Source organism: Wenyingzhuangia sp. IMCC45533 (assembly GCF_054111225.1).
Genome location: NZ_CM134197.1, coordinates 1476714 through 1492921, shown reverse-complemented (window position 1 = coordinate 1492921; position 16208 = coordinate 1476714). Strand labels below are relative to the sequence as shown.

The window sequence follows — 16208 nt, the reverse complement described above, 5'->3', positions numbered from 1 at the left end:
AAATTGAAACTTGTAAATTTAAGACATTGTTTGGTAAATTTTATCTTTTATAAATCCTATCTAAACCATTAGTTAATAATGGGTTATATATGTTTTTATAAGCTTTGATACTTTGCCCTAAAAACTTTTTAAAGTCTTTTTCAAAATGAGAATGGTCAAAATAATTATAATCATAAATTAACTCTTGCACTGGCAAATGATTAGATTTTTGTAATTCTCGAATCACATAATTAAAGCGAACTAGGCAAATAAAACGATATGGGGAGGCACCCACTTCTTTACTAAACATTCTCTCAATGGTTTTTTGAGAATAAGGGAATTTTTCTCGTAATGAATCCACCGTTAGTTTGCCTTTTTTTTTCACAATGTAATTTACAATTTCTGTTGATGGTAAAATTTCTGACCACTGTTGGTAGTAACTACCTAAATAGTAATCTACAACCTTGGTCATCTCTTCAATATGATGGATGTCTGCCAATTCGTTATACAGCGCTTTTACTATATCTTCTTCTACGTAATTGCAAAGTGAAATCAGTTTATTTCTATTTTTTACTGCGTGTATTTTGGTAATATTATGTAGTATGTGGTTGGGCAACTCAAAAGACAACCAAGAGCTATCTTTAAAAGCAGTAACGGTAAAATAATCTCCAGTTCCTTTTACAAAAACCTTGGGAACGGTTACGGTTTTATTTTTAAAATTGCAGGCATCAATTCGTCCGTACCGAAGCATTAAATAAGAATAACCATAATCATTAATTAAATTAGGTAACATATTTTCCGTATAGTTAATTCTTGTCGCATCTTTATAAAAAGTATGTTTAAAATTTTTGTTGTTGATAAATTCCATCATAATAAAAAAAAGCTAAATTAACCTAGGAGTTTTATAAAACTCTGTAAATTTAAGACATATATCGTTATATGGAAAAAAGTTATTTTAAATCGAACAAAGCAAAAGAACAAATTTTAAGACTTTATGATGAAAAACTAAGTGAACTTAATGGAAAATACCAGTCTATATACATAAATACTAGCTACGGAGTTACGCATGTTTTAATGGATCATGAAAGTATTAAACCGCCTATGGTGCTAATCCATGGTTTAAATTCCTGCGCTCCATATATGCTAGAACAATTTGAATTTTTACAGTCCAATTACAAATTGATTATTGTGGATGTGTTAGGTCAGCCTAATAAAAGTGATGAGGTTCGGTTATCTAAAAAAAATAACGATTTTGGTTTGTGGATTATAGAAATTGCCGACTACTTAAACTTAAAAAATTTCTCTATACTGGGGTATTCTTTTGGGGGATATATAGCTCTAAAAACAGCTCTTGTGGCTGACTCAAAAAGAATTGACCAGCTCTTTTTATTTGCACCTGCTGGATTGATAAACGGGAGTTTTTTTAAAATTTTTAAACATTTTTTATGGCCAATGCTTTGCTATAAAATTTCTAAAAACAAACAATTTTACGACAACTTTTCAGCTAGTTTGGGAATAGAAAACCACAACTCTTTGTATTACGAAATGATTTTTTTAAACTATCAGTCTGACACTAGCATGACCCCTATTTTTAAAAATAAAACATTACAAAAAATAAATGCTGAAGCCTTTGTTTTTTCAGGGTCAAGCGATTTTATATTCCCATCAAAAAAATTGAAGAACAAATGTAAATTCTTGCCAAAATTTACTTTTTTTAAACAAATTTGTAAAGGGAAACACCTTTTAAGCAAAACTCAAATAGAGCAGGTATTGCGTACTGAAGTTGTTTAATTTTCATCTATTTACATAAATGATTTAATACAAATCTTTCCAAGCACCTAGTTATTAGGTTGTAAAATTGCTTAATTTAGAACTTTAAATACAGCTTGTAGTTGTTCAAAAAATTGATTACCAGCAATTTAACACTGTAACACGCATAAAAATTTCCTAACAAAAACTGCTAGAAGGATTTAAAGAACTTTAGGAAAATAATAACTGTTATTTTATCAGTAATTTACTTCTTTGAATTTTTCCTTTACTATTCGTAAAGTTTACAATATAAATTCCCTGTAAATCTTTATTGGGTAATGTTCTACCTAAAGCATCTTTCACTTGTATAGCTACATCTGTTTGGTTAGTTCTCAAACTTCCGTTGCGCACACTATATCTTAAGCCTTGTATAACGTTACGAGAACTAGAAAGTATCGTAGCATTTTTATACACACGCACGTGTCCTGAACTAATTCTATTTCCAGTAGCACCAATAGCTACTACCGTTCCGTCCGCGCTAACACTTACAGCACCCCCTGAATTGTCACCACTAGCTTCTCCATCAATGTCTGCTCCTACTTGAGTCCATGTACTATTTACGTTCTTGTACATGCGAACGTTACCTGATGTAGATCCGTTAACACCGTGTCCTTTAGCTCCAACGGCCAATATCGTACCATTAGCATTCAAACCTACTGAACTTCCTGAAAAATCATAAAATGAGTCCCCTTTAATATCATCTCCTATTTGAGTCCATTTTCCGTTTACACTTTGATACACTCGAGTATGTCCTTCAGGACTCCCAGACGGATGTCCTCCTGCAGCCCCTACCGCTATTGTTGTACCATCAGCACTAAAACTTAGGGAAGTAACCTCCCCATCAATACTTCCTTTAGAAACCCAGCTTCCGTCAATATTCTGATAAACACTGACGTATCCTGATAAATAATCAATACCCGAGAACGTAGTAGTTCCTATAGCTAGCATAGAACCATCGGAATTCAAACTTACAAATTTCCCTGTAAAGGCGTTACTTTCCTGTTCTTCTAGATTCGTACCTATCTGAGTCCAAGTTCCGTTGTTATACTGGTACACTTGTACGTATCCCGATGGAAGCCCAAAAGCACTATCAGTAGGAGCTCCAATAGCTACTATAGTTCCATCAAAATTTAAGCTTACAGAAGCCCCCAACGGGTTAAAATCGGAGACTCCTTCAATATCCGCTCCTACTTGAGTCCAAGTCCCCTCATTATTTTGATATACACGTACTTGACCCTTATAATTTTCTCCAGCAGGGGCACCAATAGCCACAATTCTTCCATTACCACTTAAACTTAACGAGGTTCCCGATAGATTTCCAGCAGCTTCTCCATCAATATCTGCTCCTATTTGAGTCCAAGTCCCCTCATTATTTTGATATACACGCACGTGGCCAGAGTCACTACCATTCCCATCGTTATTGGGTGCTCCAATCGCGACCACTTTGCCGTCAGCGCTCAAACTCACAGATTTCCCTGATAAATCTCTTTCAAATTCTCCATCAAGGTCTGTTCCTATCTGAACCCACTGTGCGTAACTAAATAAGTTGCACAGTAGCAACATATTTAAAATAAGTGTTGTCTTTTTCATAGCATCATAATTTTTTTGGAATTTATCCAACAATAAATATAAAAACTTTATAAACACCTTAGTTTAAAAAATTGTAAAATTGCTTAATTTGGAGCTTCAAATACAGCTCATGAAAACCTTTTTAAGGCTTATCTTTTTATTGGTAATTACTTCTATGAACAGTCAAAACATTACTTTTACACAACCCGAATTTTTAAAACAAGGAGATACAATTTTAATTGTAGCTCCCGCAGGGATTGTGAAACAGCCCAAAGCTATTGCAAAGGCAAAAGAAACTTTTGAAAGCTTTGGTTATCAAGTAATTATCGGAGATCACGTTTTTAAAGAATACCATCATTTTGCAGGTTCTGACTCTGAAAGGCTCAAGGATATGCAATGGGCTATTAACCACAAATCTGCTAAGGCTGTTTGGTGTGCACGTGGTGGATATGGTTCTGTGAGAATTATCGATAGTTTAAATTTTACTGGATTGGTAAAACACCCGAAATGGATGATTGGTTATTCTGATTTTACCGTCTTTCATGACAAACTACACAACCTAGGTTTTAAAAGTATCCACGGGGCTATGCCTATTAATTTTAAAGAACATTGGGAAAATATACAAGAGAGTATGGATGCGTTGAACAATACTTTGCAAGGAAACTTAAATCAATATCACGTTCCTTTTAATTCTTACAACAAAAAAGGAAATTGCAGGGGAAGAATCATTGGTGGAAACCTTACCATTTTAGAAAATATGACGGGTACAGATGGCTGTATTTCTACAAAAAATAAGATTCTCTTTATTGAAGAAGTTGGAGAGTATAAATATCATATTGATAGATTGTTAAGAGGCTTGGATAGAAAAGGATATTTTAAAGATTGTTCTGGCTTAATTTTAGGCGATTTTACAAGCATCAAACAAAACAACCCATTATTTGGACAAACTATTGAAGAGATTGTTTTAGCAATTGTAGACAAATACAACATTCCTATCCTCTTCGATTTTCCTGCTGGTCACGAAGACAAAAACCTTCCCTTAATTTTTGGATCGGAGATTGAATTAAACATTACGGAAAATAATGCCACCGTTCAGTTTGTAGAGTAACTTCCGTAATTTTTGTCAACTACAGAAGTTACTTTTATATTATAAAAACAAAATAGGGTCTTCGTCATCTTCTGCATCTCTGTATTCCGATTCTATATTGATTTCTTTAGGATAAAAACTCCTTGTTAATTTATCTATATAATTCAGTAATTTTCTTTCTATATATTGATTGATTTTTTGGCTATAATTTTTCATTTCAGTTAAATTTTTCACAATAAAAAAGACACTTTAAAAGTGCCTTTATAAATTATTGAGATAGGTAATTGTATGTTACGGGTAATCTAGTTTATAAAGGCATGAATGTAAAAACATGACATAGGTTTTGTGGCTTGCAGTTGAAACTGAAACAAACTGTTTTGAAAATAAATTTGAAGTGTGTAATGATTTATTCATAGTAAAAAATTTAAACGTTTTAAAACAAAAAAAGCATCCCGTTAGGATGCTTTTAGTATATATTATATTCTGATTTTTTTATCAAATAAAGATACATAACAACATCCCTAAAGTGTAACATTTAAACGTCATCACTTTAAACGAAAGAACCTCGACAGATCCAAATTTTGCTGTATGTAAAGTATTATTTCTCATTTGTAAAGCAAATATTGTTATTTGTAGTCTGATAAACAAATATTTAACTTTCTATTTTAAAAATATTATTTTAGAAAATAAAATGGCTATACATAACGACTTAGGCAATAAAGGAGAACATCTTGCCGCAAAATTCTTAATCAGCAACAAATATCAAATTTTAGAAACCAATTGGAGATACCTTAAAGCCGAAGTTGACATTATAGCCCTCATCAATAACACGCTTATTATTGTAGAGGTTAAAACCAGGAGCAATAATTACTTTAGCAATCCCGAAGAAGCCATCAATTCCAAAAAAATTAAGCTGCTAACCAATGCTGCCCAAGCTTATTTAATTAAAAAAGACCTAGACATAGAAGTTAGATTTGATGTTATTTCCATCATAAAAAATAACCACAAAACTGAATTAAAGCACATCCTCAATGCGTTTTATTGTTTCGATTAAATGTTTAACTTAACCAAAAATTATCTTATGAATAGAAAAAAATTAATCTATCTAATTTACATCATTGGTATTGTTTTTTGCTCTCCAAAAATATTTTCGCAATGGATTTACGAAACTAACAGAGACTTAAAAAAGGATATTATTATTAGCTATAAGGTTACTTATGAGAACGAGCTAACGGAGGCACAAAAAAAATTACCCAATTATATTAAAGAAGTATTAGTCATTTTAAATGATCAGAAATTAATAGAAAAAGTGATTAGATATCCATACAACAAATCTAGTGTTAAGCTATGTGATTATGACAAGAATAAATATTATAGACTTTATTTGAGCAACAAAACTGGTTTTTCTTATGAGTTTAAAGAGCCCAAGTTTGAGGCTAGGCTACAAAAAAACAACGCAAAAAATATTTTGGGAATGTATTGTGAAAAATACGTAACACTATTAAAAGGCAAACCTGTAGAAATTTACAGTACCAAAGAATTAGGATTAAGATTTGTCCATAATTATAAAATTGATGGTTTGTTAATGGAATACACCGATTACGATAACAAACTTGGTTATTACAATGTGAAAGCAGAAAAAATTAACAGCTTTGATTTACCTGCAACCACGTTTAGTTTGGAGGATTACCAAATAACCCCATATAGTACCTACAGAAAAGAATACAATGAAAGAAGAGCTAGTCAAAAAAAATTGGTCGCAGAGAGTATGGGTAAACAAAGTCCTAAATTTTATGCTAGAACCATTGATAATAAAAAAATATCTAGTAAAAAAATGTTGGGTAACAGCGTAGTTGTATTAAACTTTTGGTTCCATACTTGCCCGCCTTGCAAAAAGGAAATTCCAAAATTAAATGAGCTCAGAAATCAGTATAAAAAAAATAAGAATGTAAAATTCATCGCTATTGGTTTGGATAACAAATCAACCATCGAACAATTCTTAACCACTCATCCTATTGATTACGACGTTGTGGACGAAGGTAGATGGCTAGCAACAAAATTTGGCATCACCTCTTACCCTACCAACATTATTATTGACAAGCAGGGAAAAATTCAATTTTTTGAAGTAGGTTACAAAACAAGTATCAAAGGAATCATGACTAATAAAATTGATGAACTATTAGACGAATAAAAAAAGAGCTTCAGAAATTTCTGAAGCTCTTTTCTTTATAAGATTTTTTTTATTTCTTCTAAGTCCTTGGGCTTTGCTATTATTTTTTTATCTGTATTTAACAAAAAGAAAGAGGGAGTTCCATCTATATTATAATTGATAGCGTCCGTACTTTCCCATTTTCCTAAGGAGATGGTGTGTTCCCAATCTGGATAAAATTTTGTGTTGTTTAACCAACTTTGCTCATCCTCTTTATTTTCTATTCCTACAGCTATCACTTTAAGCCCCTTTTTTGTACTTAAATACTTATTCACCTTTGGCAAGGTTAATCTGCAATGGGAACAGGTACTACTCCAAAAAATAATTAGATATTTTTCATGGGCTTTTAAGCTGTACAGACTAGTTGATTTAGATAATTTGATATCTGGAGCTCTTGCCCCTATTAAAGTTTTAGACTTACGTTCAAACTCTTTAATCTTTTCTGGGTTTTGAAGGTCTAACGGTAGTAACTTGTATTGAGTTGTAGTATGCTGCACAACTTCTATCAGCTCTTTTTTAACAAATTTTTTGATTAAAAAAGCTAGCAAACTTTCTTTAACTGTGTTACTACTTGCTTGAGTTAAAACCTCATCAACCGCTTTAATAAATAACTCATTTTGAATTTCAGAATCATCATTTTGATGTAGATAAAAAATATAGTCGTTTACCCTACTTCTCAAAAAAGTAGAATTAATTAAAATTTTATCGTTAAAATCTATATTATCAAAAAAGTGCGTTTTTATACTATTGATGTAGTTTCCCGGCAGGGTAAATGGTATAGGTGCATTATATCTTTTAGAAGCTTTTATAATACTCAAACAATAATCATGCTCAGCCAAATTTTCGTAATAGGCTTGGGCTCCTTTAATTTTTGATGCAATTTCTTTATACTTAGCCACATCAGCAGAAGGTTTTTTAAAAAAAGTCAATTGTACGGAGTCTAGTTTATTCTGCAAGTTGGCCATATTATAGTTGTAGGCTTGCAATAATTGATTTTCTCTAGAAACCAAATACTCAGCGGATAGTTGCCCCTTTTTGCTGTCTAACCTAAAACTTACATCTTCTTTATCGTAAATAAAATCGACATAACCTGTACTGATATTTTGATACAGAGCTCTGTAGTATCCCGAACTCAAACTGTCCATAACAAATGAAAAGGAGTTGTCTTTTACTTCTGTATATTTTACGTATTTAGAATCCCCGTGTGCAAGTTGGTACAAAGCGATATTTTTAATTGTAGGTATCGAATCTGTGAATTCTCCTTTTACTTGATATTGAGCCCAAGAAAAATTAACAACCAGAAGTAAAATGCTTAAATATTTCATAAACGGATTAAATCAAATAACATTCCAAAAATTAATCTTCGAAATAACGGACAATCGCTTCTTTCATTAACAGTGTTTGTTCCCCAGGCTTTAAGCTTGGTAACGTTTCTAAAGCCTTGTAGTGAGGCCAACCATCATCGTCAAAAAAATCAAACTCATAATAGCCGTAAGGTTCCAATAACCTGCAGATGGCGATATGCATTAAGTTTAGTTTTTCGTCTTTTTTAAATACTTTATATCCTTGTCCTAACTCCTGAACTCCTATTAAATACAAAATAGCATCTACATCTAAAGTATCTCCATCTGCAAATTGATTAGACAAATCTTTAACTATTTTGTTCCAACTCAGTTTTAACTGTTCGTCGTTAACCATTTTTGTTTTTTTTAGCAAATATAAGAAGTCAAATACGCTAAAAATGAAAAACATATATTTGATTTTAAAAATTGTTTTGATGAACTATCTAATTGATATAATTGTCTGTACTCTTCTCATTTTAGGATTTTACAGAGGGTTTAAAAAAGGTTTTTTCGATGAAATTTCTTATTTACTGTCTTTAGTGTTTTCGATATATGGAGCTATCCACTTTTCTTATCATTTAAAAGTTGTGTTAGATAAGCAATTTGTATTGGATTATAAATACAGCACTTTAATTGCTTTTTTTGGAATGCTAATTATTGTTGTGCTAGGAATGGCTTTAATTAGCAAGATTTTTGATAAGATGGAGGGCTTGGTTAATTTGGGGGTAGCTTCTAAATATTTGGGAGGTCTTTTGGCTTCTGCAAAATTAATACTCCTGCTAGGGATTGCTTTTACTTGGTTGGAAAGTGTAAGTTTTATGCTTCCTGTTTTTAACAAACAATAAAAAGAGACCTCTATCTTTTACGAACCCGCTAAAAAAGTTACAGACAAAGTCTTTCCCAAATTATTAAACAAGTTAGAGGATCTTAAAAACTTGGAAAAAAATCAGCGAGAACAGCAAGAAAAAGAGATTCAAGACAAAGAATATGATCATAAACAAAAAGGAAAAAACAAAGTGTTAAAATACTAGCTTTACTTATAAGGAAACTCAAAAGCTTAGTAAGTAAAACACTATCTTTGGATTCAAATTTTTTCTATGGAAATAATAGATATTATTCTGGGAATTGCTTTGCTATACGGTTTGGTAAAAGGAATTATGAAAGGTTTGTTGGCCGAGGTAGCTTCTTTAATAGCACTAATTGCAGGTATATACGGAGCGATGCACTTTTCTTTTTATGCCAAAGATTTGTTAACGGAACACATCAATTGGGAACCTAAATACATCTCCTTAGCAGCATTTGCTATTACCTTTTTAGTGATTGTTATTTGTATTTCACTAGCAGGAAAGTTGTTAACCAAATTAGCTTCTTTCATTGCTTTAGGATTTTTAAACAAAATTTTGGGAGCCTTATTTGGTGTTGTTAAAGTTGGGCTCATTTTAAGCGTATTGCTCGGATGGATAGAGAGAGTCAATGGAATGATTCCTTTTATTAGCAAGGAACAAAAAGAACAATCTATTTTATTTACTCCTGTTAAAAACTTAGCTCCTTCTATCTTTCCAACTTTGCTAGATAGAATAGACAGTAACACTAAAGAGAACGAAGATGATGACACAAAAAACATTTAGTATTCTAGGTTGTGGGTGGCTCGGTTTACCACTTGCGAAACGTTTGGTTAGTCATAACTTTATTGTAAAAGGTAGCACAACTACTATTACTAAGTGCGAAACGCTTTTAGAGGCCAATATCCAACCTTATGTATTATCTATTGACGATGAAATTGATGGAAATTTAGACCATTTTTTAAAATCTGATATTTTGTTAGTGAATGTGCCTTTTAGAAAACAAAAAGCTTTTTTAAACACTTATAAGCAACTGGTAAAGCAAATAGAGAAATCTACTATTCACCACGTAATTTTTATAAGCTCTACCTCGGTCTATAGTGATGTAAATACGGTAGTTACCGAAGATTCTGAAACTCCAGTAAATCCTGCAAAAAAAGAGCTTATAGATTTTGAAAATTTGTTTTTAAATAGTCAAAAATTTAAAACCACTATTATTCGTTTTGCAGGTTTGATTGGTGGAAATCGTCATCCAGGTAACTTTTTTAAAGAAGGAAGAGAGGTACAAAATGCATCGGCTCCAGTAAACTTAATTCACTTAGAAGATTGTATTGGTATTATCCACCAAATTGTTCATCAACAAAAATGGAATACTGTTTACAACGCAGCTGCATCAACACATCCAACTAAAGCTGAATATTATAAGCAAGCTACTTTAATAATGGGTAAAACACCCGCCACTTTTATAGAAGAACGAGATACTTTTAAAATTATATCTAGCCAAAAACTAATAGAGGAATTAAATTATCAATTCGTTTATCCTGATTTGTTAGAGGGATTAAAAACTTTTAAAAACTAAAACATCCACCTTAATTGGGTGGATGTTTGGATTTGTTTTAATAAGTATCTAAAATTATTTTTTCTACATCGGGTGGGGTTAGTTTTTTGTGTTCTCCCAAAGCAATCCAACCTCTCTGCTTAAGCCTATTGGCAACCTCCTCAGCAGTGCCTTTATAATCTTTAGTATAGTCTGATAATTTGGTATCGATTCCTAAATCATTAAAAAATGATTCCGTTTTGGTAATCGCTTGTTTGGCTTTTTCCTCCACGGTTCCTTCAGAAATATTCCAGACTCTTTCTCCATACTGAGCCAATTTTTCCTTTTTCGAATCAAAATTGTATTCATAATGACTGCGAGCAATAATAGCTAAGGTTCTCGCATGATCAATTCCAAATAAAGCGGTTAGCTCGTGACCCATTGCATGGATAGCCCAATCCGTTGGCACTCCTTTTTGAATTAAACCATTTAGTGCCATTGTACAACTCCACATAAAATTGGAAGCTGCCTCGTGATTGCTTGTATCCTTTATAATAGTGGGAGCTACTTCTATCAATGTTTGTAAAATACTCTCTGCAAATCTATCTTGTAGCAAAGCTCCTGTCGGATAGGTTAAATATTGTTCTAAAACATGGGTAAAAGCATCTGTAATACCGTTTGCCAATTGCCTTTTAGGGATAGAAACTACCACCGAAGGATCTAAAATTGAAAATTGAGGAAACAGTCCAGGTCCCCCCATTCCTAATTTTTCTTTGGTTTTATCATTGGTAATTACTGCACCTGAATTCATTTCCGAACCTGTGGCAGGCAACGTTAAAATGGTACCGAAAGGCATTCCTTTGAAAGTTCTTTTGCTTTCTTTTAAAATATCCCAAGGAGTATCACCTTCATATAAAGCTGCGGAGGATAAAAACTTGGTTCCATCAATTACGGACCCCCCACCTACAGCCAGTAAAAAAGTAATTTCTTGTTCTTTTATTATTTTAAGTGCTTTGAGTAAAATACTATATTCTGGATTGGGCGGAATACCTCCAAATTCTACTACTTGATGTTTTTCTAAAGACTTTTTTACTTTATCATAAATCCCATTTTTCTTAATGCTTCCTCCACCATATAGCAGTAGTACTTTAGCATCCGAAGGGATCTGTTTTGCCGTATTTTCTATTTGATTCTTTCCAAATAATATTTTTGTGGGATTCTGAAGTTCAAAATTATTCATTTTACTATTTTTTAATATTTCTGTATTAGTAGTACTATTTAACTTCAGTTATCAAATCTTTTGTTGATTTTCTAACTTTTTTTAAAGATTCAAGCCAATCATTTTTCGCATCCCTGTAACCTAAAGGTAATAATACAGCACTTCTAAGCCCCTTAGACCTCAAATCTAATATTTCATCTACAGCATCAGGGTCAAAACCTTCCATAGGTGTGGCATCTACTCCTTCATAGGCAGCTGCTGCAATAGACATGGCAAAAGCAATATAAGCTTGTTTTGCTGCATGATTAAAATTCACATCATCCTCTTTTTGTGGATAAGTATTTAACAATTGTTCGCGGTAATTTTCCCATCCTTCGTTTTTAAAACCCCTCACCTCGTTGGTTAAATCAAACATTTTATTGATTCTCTCTTTGGTGTACGTATCCCAGGCTGCAAAAACCAATAAATGGGAACAGTCCGTTACTACCGATTGATTCCAAGCGATGGGTTTTATTTTTTCTTTGATGTCTTGATTGGTAACCACTATTATTTCAAAAGGCTGCAAACCGCTTGATGTAGGAGCCAATCTTGCAGCTTCAATAATATTGTCTATTTTTTCTTGAGGTACTACTTGCTTGTTCATTGCCTTTGTAGCGTATCTCCAATTTAATTTGTCTAATAATTCCATTTTACTAATTATTTAATTATGCTATACTGTATCCTGCTTGGTAAAACATTGGTTAGTTTATGAACCCTCTCAGTTGAACTCTACACCTTTGGGAAACGTCAATCAATAACACAGAAGAAACCTACGTATGATTGATTTTCTTTTTATTTTAAGAGCAGGACAACACTCGCAGACAGTTACCAAATTCGTAAGAACTTTTACTAAGAGTTATCTTTTTTCCAATTTATTTTACACGATTAAATGTAACATAAAAAGGAATGAATATTTATTTTGACAGTATTGATACTTATCAAATAGTCCAAGGTAGCATTGGGCCTAGATAAAACGGAAAAAATTGTATTGTAAAATACAATTGACTTCAAGCCAAATTACTATTTGTGTAAAGTGTAGTTTAGGATAGCTGAAGAATTTGGATGCCTGAATTTGAATCCGGTTTCTTTAATTTTTGAATTGTCCACAGCACTTCCTTCTAGTAAAATTAAAGACATTTCCCCAAACAATAACTTTAATATAAAACTAGGAACATTGGGCATAAAGAGCGGAGCGTTTAAAATTTTGGCTATGTTTTTTGTGACTTGAGCATTGGAATCGTTTGCTGCAACAGCATTGTATATTCCAGAAATTTGATTTTCTATTATGTGAATATACATATCGCATAAATCTTCTACATGAATATAGGACATTATCTGTTGACCGCTACCTAAAGGAGAACCAACTCCTATTTTAATAGGAGTAACAATTTTTTGTAGGGCTGATTTTTCTTTGGCAAAAACAACTCCTGTTCTCAAGCAGGTGGTGGGGATACCGATGGTATTGAATTGCAAAGCCGATTTTTCCCAGTGCTTGCAAACCTCAGCTAAAAAATCATCTCCGTAAGCATCCGTTTCTTTGTAAACTTTATCCGTAGTTTCTAAACCGTAACAATCTGCTCCAGATGCGGAAACAAAACCTTTTACACAGTGGTTATTTTCTTTTAACGTTTTAAATAGCAAATTAGCCGTTTGTACACGACTATCAATAATTATTTTTTTCTGTTGGTCAGACCATCTTTTATCTGCAATATTAGCTCCTGCTAAATGAATAATATAGTCTGCACTACAAACTGCATTAACGTCTATTAAGCCTTTATCGATATCCCATTGAGCATAGGACAAACCTTTTTTATCAGATGATTTTTTATTTCTAGAAAAAATAGTTATCTCATATCCCTTAGATATCAACTTATCTTGTAAGTGCGTTCCTATCAAACCCGTACCCCCAGTAATTACTATTTTCATGCTATTTATTTTGTTTAATCTCCTAAGATATCAAACAATCATCAATTTTTAGTTTATTGATATAAGTTATTACTATTTAAAATAATTATATTTGAGTTTAAATTAAACTAAAACACTTATATAATTATGGAAGAAAACAATCTAATTGAAACAATTATGACCAAGGGTTCAGAATATTTGACTCTTTACGGATTAAAACTAGTCTCTGCTATTTTAGTATGGATTATTGGAGGATTTATTATCGGTGCTCTTGTAAAAGGGTTCAGTAAAATGCTAGACAAAAGAAACACTGATGCTTCTTTAAAACCATTTCTAAAAAGTTTAGTAGGTACTTTATTAAAAGTAATATTAGTTATTACAGTATTATCTACCTTAGGTATTGAAATGACTTCTTTCATCGCTATTTTAGGTGCTGCTGGTTTGGCAATAGGTATGGCTCTATCAGGTACTTTACAAAATTTTGCTGGTGGTGTAATGATTTTAATCTTTAAGCCCTTTAAAGTGGGTGACGTGATTGAAGCACAAGGACACACAGGTGGAGTTAAGGAAATTCAGATTTTTAACACAATTTTAAAAACTCCAGATAACAAAACAATTATTATTCCTAACGGTGGGTTGTCTAACTCCTCTATGGTTAACTACTCTACGGAACCTAAGCGTAGAGTTGATTTTACTTTTGGAATTGGATATGGAGATAGTATAGAACAAGCTAAAGCATTGTTATTATCTATTTTAAAAGAAGACTCTAGAATTATCAACGATCCTGCTGAACCGTTTGTTGAAGTAGTTGCATTGGCAGATAGTTCTGTAAATTTTGCTGTTAGAGTATGGGTAAACGCTGCCGATTATTGGGGAGTTTATTTTGCTACGAACGCAAAAGTTTATAATGAATTTAACAATGCTGGAATCAACATTCCTTTCCCACAAATGGATGTTCATGTTCACAAAGCTGAATAGGCTAACACACAACTTAACAAAAAATCCACTCGATTAGAGTGGATTTTTTATTTAGCTATATAGTATCGACATGAGTTCTTTTTGAGAGAGCGTACTAGATATATCTTATATTACGGAGTATTTTATTTATTTTAAACTGGCTTTCTAGACATAATTTTTACCGAAAATTCCTCGAAATGACAATTTAGAAATCTAGCCCTGCATCTGCATATTGAGTTTACATTGATTACTTAATCAATAGTTACGTGTCCCCAATTTTCTCCAGTTTTAATTCTGTGAATTTGCATATCAGAAACTCCAAATTGTTTGGCAATCATTTTTAAACGAGTTTTGCTTTTGGTACTAGCTAATTTTCTTTTAATCATCTTTACCTTACCTTCATCTAACTTATAATTTACCTTTTTGTTTTTTATAGCTTCTATAAATACTGGATTTTTAAATTGGTGAAGCTCCTTTTCTCTTTTGGTAGCCCATTTTAGGTTGCTTACGTGGTTATTTAACTTATCGTAATCTAAATGGATGACATAAATTTCATCTTCTTTTTTTTCTAAAAAGTGGATAGCCACTAAACGATGAATATATCTATTGGTTTGTTTTTTTGTTTTTTGTTTAACGGTAAACATGGAATAACCCGTGCTATTATCTAACTTTTCAACCAACTTTTCCTCTTCTCCAGAAAAATTGATGAGTCTTCCATAGTTAGAAATTTTGAATTTTTCGGTTTCTGCAATCTTTTCATCAAACTTAACGACTTTCCATTCTTCGTTTCTATATCCGTGTATCATTTTGTTAAAATTTAAAAATTAATAATAGGTTTGCATTTCTATATAGGTCTGCAAACTTCTTTAAACCTTAATCATAGCATTTGAAAGGAATTTCTAGTATTCTTTAAAATAGAAGAGCATATTTATCAAAGATAGTGAAAATTGTCTTAGAGCAGCTTTAATGCAGTTGCAGGCATCCACCCTATTTGCCCATCGGCTATTTTAATCTTATGCCAATCACCTACCTTATCTAGCACTTTAACTTTAGTTCCCTCGTGTAATGTAAATGTATCTACAGCACTTTTCCTAGGTGCATTTTTAACCTCTACTTTATCGACAAAAATAACCGCATAAGTCGTGTTTTGAGTATAAGAGTACTGTTGTACTGTGATGAACAAAGTTGTCAATAAACCGATGCTTATTAAAACGGCTAAAGTAAAATATAATTTTTTAACACTTGGTTGTATGCTAAAAAAGAACAACATCCATAAGACAGCTCCTAATATTGATAATGCCACCGCTATTTTTGCCCACCCGTTGTACGACAATACGGAAAGTACCGAACCGTTTAATTTTTCCAAGGTTGATTTTGGAACAACCTTAATCGTGTCGATGATACTCCTGTTAGCAAAAGCTAAATTTACCTGAGCATCCTGGTTAGACGGATTTAAAATCAATGCTTTTTCGTAATGATAAATGGCTTCTGCCATTTGGTTGGTTTTGTAGTAAGCGTTTCCCAGATTATAATATATCTCCGATGACTCCAAACTGTCTTTTAAAATACGATTGTATAGATCAATAGCCTTGTCATAATCTTCTTTTTGATAATGGTTATTGGCCTCTTTAAATGTGTTTTGTAAATTTTGAGCACTCACAAAACTAACGAACATCAGTAAAAATCCTGTTATTAAATTTTTCATGTTTTAGA

Annotated in this window: 18 protein-coding genes; 8 read left to right on the top strand and 10 right to left on the bottom strand. The window is 32.3% G+C overall.

The window, feature by feature from the left end:
* Window positions 1-40: 40 nt before the first annotated feature.
* Complete coding sequence (locus ACXGQW_RS06570) at window positions 41-850, bottom strand: helix-turn-helix domain-containing protein (protein ID WP_457821242.1); 810 nt, start codon at window positions 848-850, stop codon at window positions 41-43.
* Between the two features lie 68 nt (window positions 851-918).
* Here ACXGQW_RS06570 and ACXGQW_RS06565 point away from each other — a divergent pair, with 68 nt between their 5' ends.
* Window positions 919-1770, top strand: coding sequence for an alpha/beta fold hydrolase (locus ACXGQW_RS06565; protein WP_457821240.1), 852 nt, complete (start codon window positions 919-921; stop codon window positions 1768-1770).
* Window positions 1771-1977: 207 nt separating this feature from the next.
* On the opposite strand, the gene ACXGQW_RS06560 is transcribed toward ACXGQW_RS06565, so the two are convergent.
* The gene (locus ACXGQW_RS06560; RefSeq protein ID WP_457821239.1) at window positions 1978-3378 is read right to left on the bottom strand and encodes a hypothetical protein; all 1401 of its coding nucleotides are present in this window, start codon (window positions 3376-3378) and stop codon (window positions 1978-1980) included.
* A 109-nt stretch (window positions 3379-3487) separates the two neighbouring features.
* On the opposite strand from ACXGQW_RS06560, the gene ACXGQW_RS06555 reads away from it, so the two are divergent.
* Window positions 3488-4465, top strand: coding sequence for a S66 peptidase family protein (locus ACXGQW_RS06555; RefSeq protein ID WP_457821237.1), 978 nt, complete (start codon window positions 3488-3490; stop codon window positions 4463-4465).
* Between the two features lie 39 nt (window positions 4466-4504).
* Here ACXGQW_RS06555 and ACXGQW_RS06550 read toward each other — a convergent pair whose 3' ends face one another.
* The gene (locus ACXGQW_RS06550; protein WP_457821235.1) at window positions 4505-4660 is read right to left on the bottom strand and encodes a hypothetical protein; all 156 of its coding nucleotides are present in this window, start codon (window positions 4658-4660) and stop codon (window positions 4505-4507) included.
* 475 nt (window positions 4661-5135) lie between these two features.
* On the opposite strand from ACXGQW_RS06550, the gene ACXGQW_RS06545 reads away from it, so the two are divergent.
* Entirely contained in the window at window positions 5136-5498 is a 363-nt protein-coding gene (locus ACXGQW_RS06545; protein ID WP_457821233.1) for a YraN family protein, read from the top strand.
* Between the two features lie 27 nt (window positions 5499-5525).
* Window positions 5526-6635: a TlpA family protein disulfide reductase gene (locus ACXGQW_RS06540; RefSeq protein WP_457821231.1), complete on the top strand. Its 1110-nt coding sequence runs from the start codon at window positions 5526-5528 to the stop codon at window positions 6633-6635.
* Between the two features lie 35 nt (window positions 6636-6670).
* Here the strand turns inward: ACXGQW_RS06540 and ACXGQW_RS06535 are convergent, their stop codons facing one another.
* Window positions 6671-7978: a TlpA family protein disulfide reductase gene (locus ACXGQW_RS06535; protein WP_457821229.1), complete on the bottom strand. Its 1308-nt coding sequence runs from the start codon at window positions 7976-7978 to the stop codon at window positions 6671-6673.
* Between the two features lie 31 nt (window positions 7979-8009).
* Complete coding sequence (locus ACXGQW_RS06530) at window positions 8010-8351, bottom strand: hypothetical protein (protein ID WP_457821227.1); 342 nt, start codon at window positions 8349-8351, stop codon at window positions 8010-8012.
* 43 nt (window positions 8352-8394) lie between these two features.
* Between ACXGQW_RS06530 and ACXGQW_RS06525 the strand changes: the two genes are divergently transcribed.
* From ACXGQW_RS06525 to ACXGQW_RS06515, 3 genes are all read left to right on the top strand, one after another.
* A complete protein-coding gene (locus tag ACXGQW_RS06525) occupies window positions 8395-8841 on the top strand; it encodes a CvpA family protein (protein WP_457821225.1) in 447 nt (148 codons plus the stop codon).
* Between the two features lie 252 nt (window positions 8842-9093).
* A complete protein-coding gene (locus ACXGQW_RS06520) occupies window positions 9094-9624 on the top strand; it encodes a CvpA family protein (RefSeq protein WP_457821223.1) in 531 nt (176 codons plus the stop codon).
* Window positions 9602-10417: a hypothetical protein gene (locus ACXGQW_RS06515; protein WP_457821221.1), complete on the top strand. Its 816-nt coding sequence runs from the start codon at window positions 9602-9604 to the stop codon at window positions 10415-10417. The genes ACXGQW_RS06520 and ACXGQW_RS06515 overlap by 23 nt, the downstream gene beginning before the upstream one ends.
* Window positions 10418-10454: 37 nt before the next feature.
* Here the strand turns inward: ACXGQW_RS06515 and ACXGQW_RS06510 are convergent, their stop codons facing one another.
* From ACXGQW_RS06510 to ACXGQW_RS06500, 3 genes are all read right to left on the bottom strand, one after another.
* On the bottom strand, window positions 10455-11615 hold the full coding sequence (locus tag ACXGQW_RS06510; protein ID WP_457821219.1) for an iron-containing alcohol dehydrogenase: 1161 nt from the start codon (window positions 11613-11615) through the stop codon (window positions 10455-10457).
* Between the two features lie 34 nt (window positions 11616-11649).
* On the bottom strand, window positions 11650-12282 hold the full coding sequence (locus ACXGQW_RS06505) for a nitroreductase family protein (RefSeq protein ID WP_457821218.1): 633 nt from the start codon (window positions 12280-12282) through the stop codon (window positions 11650-11652).
* Window positions 12283-12653: 371 nt separating this feature from the next.
* Window positions 12654-13559 (bottom strand): TIGR01777 family oxidoreductase, encoded by a 906-nt coding sequence (locus ACXGQW_RS06500; RefSeq protein ID WP_457821217.1) that lies wholly within the window; start codon window positions 13557-13559, stop codon window positions 12654-12656.
* Window positions 13560-13685: 126 nt separating this feature from the next.
* On the opposite strand from ACXGQW_RS06500, the gene ACXGQW_RS06495 reads away from it, so the two are divergent.
* Window positions 13686-14516: a mechanosensitive ion channel family protein gene (locus tag ACXGQW_RS06495; RefSeq protein ID WP_457821215.1), complete on the top strand. Its 831-nt coding sequence runs from the start codon at window positions 13686-13688 to the stop codon at window positions 14514-14516.
* A 230-nt stretch (window positions 14517-14746) separates the two neighbouring features.
* Here ACXGQW_RS06495 and ACXGQW_RS06490 read toward each other — a convergent pair whose 3' ends face one another.
* A complete protein-coding gene (locus ACXGQW_RS06490) occupies window positions 14747-15301 on the bottom strand; it encodes an HNH endonuclease (RefSeq protein WP_457821213.1) in 555 nt (184 codons plus the stop codon).
* 146 nt (window positions 15302-15447) lie between these two features.
* Window positions 15448-16200: a tetratricopeptide repeat protein gene (locus ACXGQW_RS06485; RefSeq protein WP_457821211.1), complete on the bottom strand. Its 753-nt coding sequence runs from the start codon at window positions 16198-16200 to the stop codon at window positions 15448-15450.
* Window positions 16201-16208: the final 8 nt, after the last annotated feature.

Excerpts from the sequence above, each read along its gene's own strand:
- ACXGQW_RS06570 (WP_457821242.1), bottom strand. The coding sequence starts at position 850 with ATGATGGAATTTATCAACAACAAAAATTTTAAACATACTTTTTATAAA.
- ACXGQW_RS06565 (WP_457821240.1), top strand. The coding sequence starts at position 919 with ATGGAAAAAAGTTATTTTAAATCGAACAAAGCAAAAGAACAAATTTTA.
- ACXGQW_RS06560 (WP_457821239.1), bottom strand. The coding sequence starts at position 3,378 with ATGAAAAAGACAACACTTATTTTAAATATGTTGCTACTGTGCAACTTA.
- ACXGQW_RS06555 (WP_457821237.1), top strand. The coding sequence starts at position 3,488 with ATGAAAACCTTTTTAAGGCTTATCTTTTTATTGGTAATTACTTCTATG.
- ACXGQW_RS06550 (WP_457821235.1), bottom strand. The coding sequence starts at position 4,660 with ATGAAAAATTATAGCCAAAAAATCAATCAATATATAGAAAGAAAATTA.
- ACXGQW_RS06545 (WP_457821233.1), top strand. The coding sequence starts at position 5,136 with ATGGCTATACATAACGACTTAGGCAATAAAGGAGAACATCTTGCCGCA.
- ACXGQW_RS06540 (WP_457821231.1), top strand. The coding sequence starts at position 5,526 with ATGAATAGAAAAAAATTAATCTATCTAATTTACATCATTGGTATTGTT.
- ACXGQW_RS06535 (WP_457821229.1), bottom strand. The coding sequence starts at position 7,978 with ATGAAATATTTAAGCATTTTACTTCTGGTTGTTAATTTTTCTTGGGCT.
- ACXGQW_RS06530 (WP_457821227.1), bottom strand. The coding sequence starts at position 8,351 with ATGGTTAACGACGAACAGTTAAAACTGAGTTGGAACAAAATAGTTAAA.
- ACXGQW_RS06525 (WP_457821225.1), top strand. The coding sequence starts at position 8,395 with ATGAAAAACATATATTTGATTTTAAAAATTGTTTTGATGAACTATCTA.
- ACXGQW_RS06520 (WP_457821223.1), top strand. The coding sequence starts at position 9,094 with ATGGAAATAATAGATATTATTCTGGGAATTGCTTTGCTATACGGTTTG.
- ACXGQW_RS06515 (WP_457821221.1), top strand. The coding sequence starts at position 9,602 with ATGATGACACAAAAAACATTTAGTATTCTAGGTTGTGGGTGGCTCGGT.
- ACXGQW_RS06510 (WP_457821219.1), bottom strand. The coding sequence starts at position 11,615 with ATGAATAATTTTGAACTTCAGAATCCCACAAAAATATTATTTGGAAAG.
- ACXGQW_RS06505 (WP_457821218.1), bottom strand. The coding sequence starts at position 12,282 with ATGGAATTATTAGACAAATTAAATTGGAGATACGCTACAAAGGCAATG.
- ACXGQW_RS06500 (WP_457821217.1), bottom strand. The coding sequence starts at position 13,559 with ATGAAAATAGTAATTACTGGGGGTACGGGTTTGATAGGAACGCACTTA.
- ACXGQW_RS06495 (WP_457821215.1), top strand. The coding sequence starts at position 13,686 with ATGGAAGAAAACAATCTAATTGAAACAATTATGACCAAGGGTTCAGAA.
- ACXGQW_RS06490 (WP_457821213.1), bottom strand. The coding sequence starts at position 15,301 with ATGATACACGGATATAGAAACGAAGAATGGAAAGTCGTTAAGTTTGAT.
- ACXGQW_RS06485 (WP_457821211.1), bottom strand. The coding sequence starts at position 16,200 with ATGAAAAATTTAATAACAGGATTTTTACTGATGTTCGTTAGTTTTGTG.